Source organism: Cupriavidus sp. FW305-46, from assembly GCF_058787075.1.
The window spans coordinates 1-6741 of the sequence record NZ_JBYSZI010000029.1 but is presented as its reverse complement, the minus strand read 5'-3'; the positions used below and the strand labels follow the sequence as shown (position 1 = coordinate 6741).

The 6741-nt window shown below is 69.1% G+C and carries 7 protein-coding genes; 1 reads left to right on the top strand and 6 read right to left on the bottom strand.

Annotated elements, in window-relative coordinates:
- Positions 1–54: 54 nt before the first annotated feature.
- Together AC3WON_RS15680 and AC3WON_RS15675 are read right to left on the bottom strand one after the other, a co-directional pair.
- On the bottom strand, positions 55–711 hold the full coding sequence (locus AC3WON_RS15680; RefSeq protein ID WP_492318414.1) for a peroxiredoxin: 657 nt from the start codon (positions 709–711) through the stop codon (positions 55–57).
- Between the two features lie 92 nt (positions 712–803).
- On the bottom strand, positions 804–1241 hold the full coding sequence (locus tag AC3WON_RS15675) for a universal stress protein (RefSeq protein ID WP_035823164.1): 438 nt from the start codon (positions 1239–1241) through the stop codon (positions 804–806).
- Positions 1242–1452: 211 nt separating this feature from the next.
- On the opposite strand from AC3WON_RS15675, the gene AC3WON_RS15670 reads away from it, so the two are divergent.
- A complete protein-coding gene (locus AC3WON_RS15670; RefSeq protein WP_492352199.1) occupies positions 1453–3138 on the top strand; it encodes a SulP family inorganic anion transporter in 1686 nt (561 codons plus the stop codon).
- 1 nt (position 3139) lies between these two features.
- Here AC3WON_RS15670 and AC3WON_RS15665 read toward each other — a convergent pair whose 3' ends face one another.
- The 4 genes from AC3WON_RS15665 to pdhA form a co-directional block, all read right to left on the bottom strand.
- Positions 3140–3334: a ribbon-helix-helix domain-containing protein gene (locus tag AC3WON_RS15665; RefSeq protein WP_010810900.1), complete on the bottom strand. Its 195-nt coding sequence runs from the start codon at positions 3332–3334 to the stop codon at positions 3140–3142.
- A gap of 215 nt (positions 3335–3549) precedes the next feature.
- A complete protein-coding gene (locus tag AC3WON_RS15660) occupies positions 3550–4668 on the bottom strand; it encodes a dihydrolipoamide acetyltransferase family protein (protein WP_492318416.1) in 1119 nt (372 codons plus the stop codon).
- Between the two features lie 34 nt (positions 4669–4702).
- On the bottom strand, positions 4703–5680 hold the full coding sequence (locus AC3WON_RS15655; protein ID WP_492318417.1) for an alpha-ketoacid dehydrogenase subunit beta: 978 nt from the start codon (positions 5678–5680) through the stop codon (positions 4703–4705).
- 45 nt (positions 5681–5725) lie between these two features.
- The coding region (pdhA, locus tag AC3WON_RS15650) for a pyruvate dehydrogenase (acetyl-transferring) E1 component subunit alpha (protein WP_492344888.1) at positions 5726–6741 on the bottom strand (1016 nt) is incomplete at its 5' end.

Here is a 6741-nt window from a genome sequence, read left to right as displayed (position 1 = left end):
GCGTGACCCCCACGCCCGGCCGCACTCCCTGGTGCTGGCGCTCCTCGCTCCCCCTTACTTGGGCTGCTCCACCGTGCGCAGGTAGGGCTTCAGGGTCTTGAAGCCCTGCGGGTACTTCTTCTTGGCATCCTCGTCCGAGACCGATGTCGGGATGATGACGTCCTCGCCCGGCTTCCAGTTCACCGGCGTGGCCACGGTGTGCTTGGCATTGAGCTGCAGCGAATCCAGCAGGCGCAGCACCTCGTCGAAATTGCGCCCGGCGCTCATCGGGTACACCAGCATGGCCTTGACCTTCTTGTCCGGGCCGATGATGAACACCGAGCGGATGGTGGCATTGTCTACCGCCGTGCGCGGGCCGCTGCCGCTGGCCTCGGGGTGGATCATGTCGTAGAGCTTGGCCACCTTCAGGTCGGCGTCGCCGATCATCGGATAGTTGATGGTGCAGTTCTGCGTTTCCTCGATGTCCTTGACCCAGCGCTGGTGGTCGCCGACCGGGTCGATGCTCAGGCCGATGATCTTGGTATTGCGCTTGTCGAATTCGGGCTTGAGCCGGGCCATATAGCCCAGTTCGGTGGTGCACACCGGCGTGAAGTCCTTGGGATGCGAGAACAGGATGGCCCAGTTGTCGCCGATCCACTCATGGAAGCTGATCTTGCCTTCCGTGGTGTCGGCGGTGAAATCAGGGGCTTGCTCGCCCAGTCGAATCGCCATGGTTGCGCTCCTTGCAGTTGGCGTGGTTTGGATACGCGCGTCGCCGCGCACTGTTGCCCGCTATCGCGCTGTCTCGTTGTTCGCCCGGCCGCCTAGCGGAAGACCAGCACCGGGATCGTGCTGTGGGTCAGGACCTTGTGGGTCTCGCTGCCGATCAGCAGCGCCTGCAGCCCGCGCTTGCCATGCGACGACATCACGATCAGGTCGCAGTCGCGCTGCTGCGCGCACTGGATGATGGCCTGCCAGGGATGGTCGTCGGTGGCGGTGACGGTCTCGCAGGCCACGCCGGCCTGCGCCGCGGTGTGGCTGAGCGTGGCCAGGAAGGTATCCGCGTGGCGCGCTGCTTCTGCGGCAAAGGTGTCCTTGGTGTCCTGCAGGCTGGTCAGCCGGTAGGTCAGTACGTGGTACTCGGGAATCACATGCAGCCCGGTCACGCGGGCGCCGATGCGGCTGGCAAAGGCCATGGCGCGGGCCGCCATCGCGTCGGCGCGTGCGGAGCCGTCGGTAGGCACAAGGAGGTGCTTGAACATGATGGGCCTCCGATTGCAGAAGTTTGCCGCGTCCGCCCTGGCCCATACCCCGTACGCCCGGGCGAGCCAATCCAGTATAGGAATTGAGTGGCATAAGCGACAGTGCAGGCGTGGCGAATATCACGGCGCGAGCTGCAAGCCGGCGGGCATTAACATGCTGTTATCATCCAATGCACCATCATCATCCTGCACGAACCCGAGGGATTGACGCATGATCGCGCTGCGCGAAGCTTGGCTGGCCGGACTGTTCCGACGCGGCAACTGGCTGCCGAACATCGTGTCGGGCGTGATCGTCGGGGTGGTGGCGCTGCCGCTGGCCATGGCGTTTGCGATCGCGTCGGGCGCCAAGCCGGAGCAGGGCCTGTACACGGCCATCGTCGCCGGGCTGGCGGTGTCGCTGTTCGGCGGCAGCCGGCTGCAGATCGCGGGGCCCACCGGCGCGTTTATCGTGGTGCTGTCCGCCGTGACCGCGCGCCACGGCATCGACGGCCTGCAGATCGCCACCCTGATGGCGGGGCTGATCCTGCTGGCGATGGGGCTGACGCGGCTGGGCAGCGTGATCCGGTTCATTCCCGCACCGGTGATCGTCGGCTTCACGGCTGGCATCGGCGTGATCATCTTTGTCGGCCAGTGGCGCGATTTCTTCGGCCTGCCGCCGGTCGCCGGCGAGCATTTCCACGAAAAACTCTGGCACCTGCTGCAGGCGCTGCCGCAATGGCACCCGGCCACCACCGCGCTGGCGCTGGGCAGCCTGGCGCTGGTAGTGGGCGCGCCGCGCGTGCGCTGGCTGCGGCGCATCCCCGGGCCGCTGGTGGCGCTGCTGGTTGCCACCGCGGTGCAGGCGCTGTTCCGCTTTGACGGCGTCGCCACCATCGGCACCGCCTTTGGCGGCCTGCCGCGCGGGCTGCCCGTGCCCGCGCTGCCGGACATCACGCTGGCGCGCGTGCTGGAGCTGGCCGGGCCGGCCTTCACCATCGCCATGCTGGGCGCGATCGAGTCATTGCTGTCCGCGGTGGTGGCCGACGGCATGGCTGGCACGCGGCACGATTCCAACCAGGAGCTGGTCGGCCAGGGCATCGCCAATATCCTGGCGCCGCTGTTCGGCGGGTTTGCCGCCACCGGCGCCATTGCCCGCACCGCCACCAATATCCGCAATGGCGGCAACAGCCCGCTGGCCGGCGTGGTGCATGCGCTCACGCTGGTGATGGTGCTGCTGTTCCTGGCGCCGCTCGCGGCCAGCGTGCCGCTGGCGACGCTGGCCGCGATCCTGTTCGTGGTGGCTTACAACATGAGCGAGGGGCGCCAGTTCGCGCGCATGGTCCGCCGCGCGCCGCGCGCCGACGTCGCCATCCTGCTGATCACCTTCACCCTGACCGTGCTGACCGACCTGGTGGTGGCGGTCAATATCGGCGTGATCCTGGCCATGCTGCAGTTCCTGCGGCGCATGTCGGCGTCAGTCGAGGTGGCGCGCCAGGATGCCGTGGACGTAGAGCGGGAACTCGGCGATGCCGGCGCCGGCCTGCCCGCGCGGATGCCGCCGGGCGTGCTGGTCTATGCCATCGACGGACCGTTCTTCTTCGGTGCCGTGGAAGCCTGCGAGCGCGCACTGGTGCAGACCCATACCGAGCCGCGCGTGCTGCTGATCCGCCTGGGCCGCGTGCCCTTCATGGACATGACCGGGCTGCAGACGCTGGAGGCCGTGATCGTGACGCTGCAGAAACGCGGCGTGGCGGTGGTGCTGGCCGAAGCCAACGAGCGGGTCAGGGAAAAGCTGGCGCGCGCGGGCGTGCTGGCGGCGCTGGGGGAGGGCAACTACGTGGATTCGCTGGCGCAGGCGGTGCAGCGCTGCGGCGAGCTGGCAAGCGAAGCTGCAGGCGAGGGCGACGCCCCGCGCTGAGTCACTTCTTCTGCCGGGTGCTGCCCGCAGGCTTGGGCTTGGTGGCATATTCCACGCCATGCTGGGCCAGGTACTCGCGGATCAGCTGGCGCACGACCTGCGACGGTGTCAGGTCCTGCGAGGCGCACAGGGTTTCAAAGGCCTTCTTCTTGACCGGATCGATCAGGATGGTAAGGCGGGCGGTCTTGGATTCCATGAGGGGTGTCCGGCTGTCCGGATAGGTCCGGCTTGACGGCAGCGGCGATCGGAAACGCATTATATACAGGGCCACCGCAGCGCCCGATTCCCGATCGGTGCCAGCACACCGGCGGTTTGCTCCCCTCTTCCGCTTGCGGGAGAGGGGAGCGTACACGAGGGGCGGCAGTATTCTCCGAGGCTATTGGCTCGTCGGCTCCCTGTTGCCTTCCACCGCTACGCCGCCATCTCCAGATCCGCAATCACCGCCGCCAGAAACCGTGCCGCCTCCCCACCCGTCACCACGCGATGGTCAAAGGTCAGGCTCAGCGGCATCACCCGGTGCACCGCCGGCACGCCGCCGGCTGCCACCACTTCCTCGCGCACGCGTCCCGCACCCAGGATTGCCACGGTCGGCGGCACCACGATGGGCGCGGCATAGCGCCCCGCGATCATGCCGAAGTTGGACAGCGTGATGGTGTTGCCGCGCATCTCTTCCGGAGCAATGGTGCGCGCGCGGATGTCGGCGCGCATGCGGTCCAGGCCGTGGCGCAGGTCCGCGGCATCGCGGTTGCCGACGTCGCGCAGCACGGGCACGAACAGGCCCTCGGGCAGGTCCGCCGCGATGCCGACGTCGATCTTCTTGAGCACGTGGCGGCGGGCGGTCTGGCCTTCGTACCAGGCATTGAGGCCGGGCTCGGCGCGGCAGCCGGCCACCAGGGCGCGCACCAGCCGGATGGTCACATCGGCGCCGGGCTGCCAGGCGTGGATGTCGGCGTCGTCCATCACCGTGGCGGCGGCCACTTCGGCCTGTGCCCGCGCCATGTTCTGCGCCATCGCCCGGCGCACGCCGCGCAGCTGTTCCGGCGCGCCCAGCTCGGCCAGCGTGCTGGCTACCCGCTCCACGTCGGCGGCGGTGACGACGCCCTCGGGACCCGATGCCGTGGCCATTGCCAGGTCCACCCCGAGCCGGCGCGCCAGCGCGCGCACCGCCGGCGTGGCCTTGACGCGCGCGGCCATCGCCGCGGCGGGTGCCGCGGAGCCCGCGGGCGCGGCTTCATTGACCACGTGCGTGCCGACCTGGACCGAGCCCACCACGGTGCCGGCGTCGGCATCGTCGCCCGCACCCTCGACGCCGACCAGCGGCGCGCCAAGGTGGACGATATCGCCGGGCTGCGCAAACAGCTTGGCGATGGTGCCGGCATAGGGCGACGGGATTTCCACGATGGCCTTGGCCGTCTCCACCGACAGCAGCGGCTGGTCAGCGGCCACGGTGTCGCCGGTCTTGACGTGCCAGGTCACGATCTCGGCCTCCTGCAGGCCTTCGCCCAGGTCGGGCAGCTTGAAGACTCTCATCGGCACTCCTTGCCTATCGTCGGCAACTCTCGCGTTACGCTGCCATCGCCTTGCGCGCCGCGTCGACGATGCGGGCGACGCCAGGCAGGTAGGTGTATTCCAGCCGCGCCAGCGGCACCACGGTGTCGAAGCCGGTCACGCGCTGCACCGGCGCGGCCAGTGAGTAGAGGCCCGCGTCGGCCAGCTGCGCCGCGATCTCGGCGCCGAAGCCGGCGGTGCGCGGGGCCTCGTGCACGATCACGCAGCGGCCCGTGCGCGTCACCGATTCCAGGATGGTCTGCATGTCCAGCGGCTTGAGCGTGGCCACGTCGATGACCGTGGCCGTCACGCCTTCGCCGGCCAGTGCGTCCGCGGCGGCGAGCGTCTCCTGCACCATCGCGCCCCAACTCACCAGCGTGATGTCGCTGCCTTCGCGCAGCGTGAAGCAGGTGTCCAGCGGCAGCGCGGCGCCGTCGTCGGCCACTTCCTGGCGGAACAGGCGGTACAGCCGCGTGGGTTCGAGGAAGATGACCGGGTCCGGATCGGCGATGGCCGCCAGCAGCAGCCCGTACGCGCGCGCGGGCGATGAAGGCACCACCACGCGGATGCCGGGCATATGCGCGAACATCGCCTCCGGGCTTTCGGAATGATGCTCGGGTGCATGGATGCCGGCACCGCACGGCGAGCGCACCACCATCGGACATGACAAGCGCCCGCGCGTGCGATGCCGCATGCGTCCGGCGTGGTTGATGATGTGATCGACCGCCGGGTAGATAAAGCCGGTGAACTGGATCTCGGCCACCGGCTTGAGCCCCATTGCCGCCATGCCGATCGCCGCGCCGACGATGCCGCCTTCGGCCAGCGGCGTATCCATGACGCGCGCCGCGCCAAAGCGCGCCTGCAGGCCCGCGGTGGCGCGGAACACGCCGCCATTGACGCCGATATCCTCGCCCAGCAGCAGCACATCGGGATCGTGCTCCAGCGCATGGGCCAGCGCCAGGTTGACTGCTTCGACCAGATTGATTTCCGCCATGGTTCGCTCGCTGTGGTCGCCAGGTGAAGGCGCAGGGTTTGCTGGTTACCCGTGCGGCGCCGGGAAGCGCCGGGCAATCTCCAGTTGCGCCTGCAATTCGGCCGGCATGGTTGCGTACAGGCAGTCGAACATCGCGGCCGGGTCCGGCTGCGGCACGGCCAGGTAAGTCTCCACGGCCTGCGCCACCTGCTGCGAGCAGGCCTTGACCAGCGCTTCCTCGCGCGCCGCGTCCCACGCGTGCAGCGCCAGCAGGTGCGTGCGCAGCCGCAGCAGCGGCTCTTCCTGCCAGTGCGCCTTGACGCTGGCCTCGTCGCGGTAGCGCGAGGCGTCGTCGGCGGTGGTGTGGTCGCCCAGGCGGTAGGTGATGGCCTCGATCAGCGCCGGGCCGCCGCCGTCGCGCGCGCGCGCGATGGCCTCGCCGACGCGGTGCCGCACCGCGACCACGTCGTTGCCGTCGACCTGCTCGCCGGGGATGCCGGCGGCAATGGCCTTCTGCGCCAGCGTCTGCGCCGCGGTCTGGCCGCTGCGCGGCATCGAGATTGCCCACTGGTTGTTGTTGATCACGATCACCAGCGGCGCGTGCCACGCGCCGGCCATGTTCATGCCCTCATAGAAATCGCCCTTGGAGGTGCCGCCGTCGCCCAGCAGGCAGACCGCCACGCGCGGCTCGCCGCGCAGCTGGAACGCATAGGCGGCGCCGGCCGCGTGGCAGACCTGGGTGCCGATCGGCACGCAGTTGGCAAAGTCATGCGGCGCCGCCGCAAAGCCGCTGCCGCGTTCGTCGCCGCCCCAGTAGAGCAGGCTCTCGGTCATCGTGACGCCCCGCACAAACTGTGCCGCGTGGTCGCGGTACGAGGGCACCAGCACGTCTTCGGGCCGCATCGCAAAGGCCACGCCCACGCCGATGGCTTCCTGGCCGAGTGCCGAGGCAAAGGTGCCGATCTTGCCGGTGCGCTGCAGCGCAATCGCTTTCAGGTCGAACTGGCGCGTCAGCACCATCGCCTGGTACAGCGGCAGCAGCGCGTCGGGGTTGCTGGCAAGGGGTGGGGGAGGAGAAGTGG

Coding starts and splice junctions, on each gene's coding strand:
- AC3WON_RS15670 (WP_492352199.1), top strand. CDS start 1,453: ATGATCGCGCTGCGCGAAGCTTGGCTGGCCGGACTGTTCCGACGCGGC.
- AC3WON_RS15665 (WP_010810900.1), bottom strand. CDS start 3,334: ATGGAATCCAAGACCGCCCGCCTTACCATCCTGATCGATCCGGTCAAG.
- AC3WON_RS15660 (WP_492318416.1), bottom strand. CDS start 4,668: ATGAGAGTCTTCAAGCTGCCCGACCTGGGCGAAGGCCTGCAGGAGGCC.
- AC3WON_RS15655 (WP_492318417.1), bottom strand. CDS start 5,680: ATGGCGGAAATCAATCTGGTCGAAGCAGTCAACCTGGCGCTGGCCCAT.
- AC3WON_RS15680 (WP_492318414.1), bottom strand. CDS start 711: ATGGCGATTCGACTGGGCGAGCAAGCCCCTGATTTCACCGCCGACACC.
- AC3WON_RS15675 (WP_035823164.1), bottom strand. CDS start 1,241: ATGTTCAAGCACCTCCTTGTGCCTACCGACGGCTCCGCACGCGCCGAC.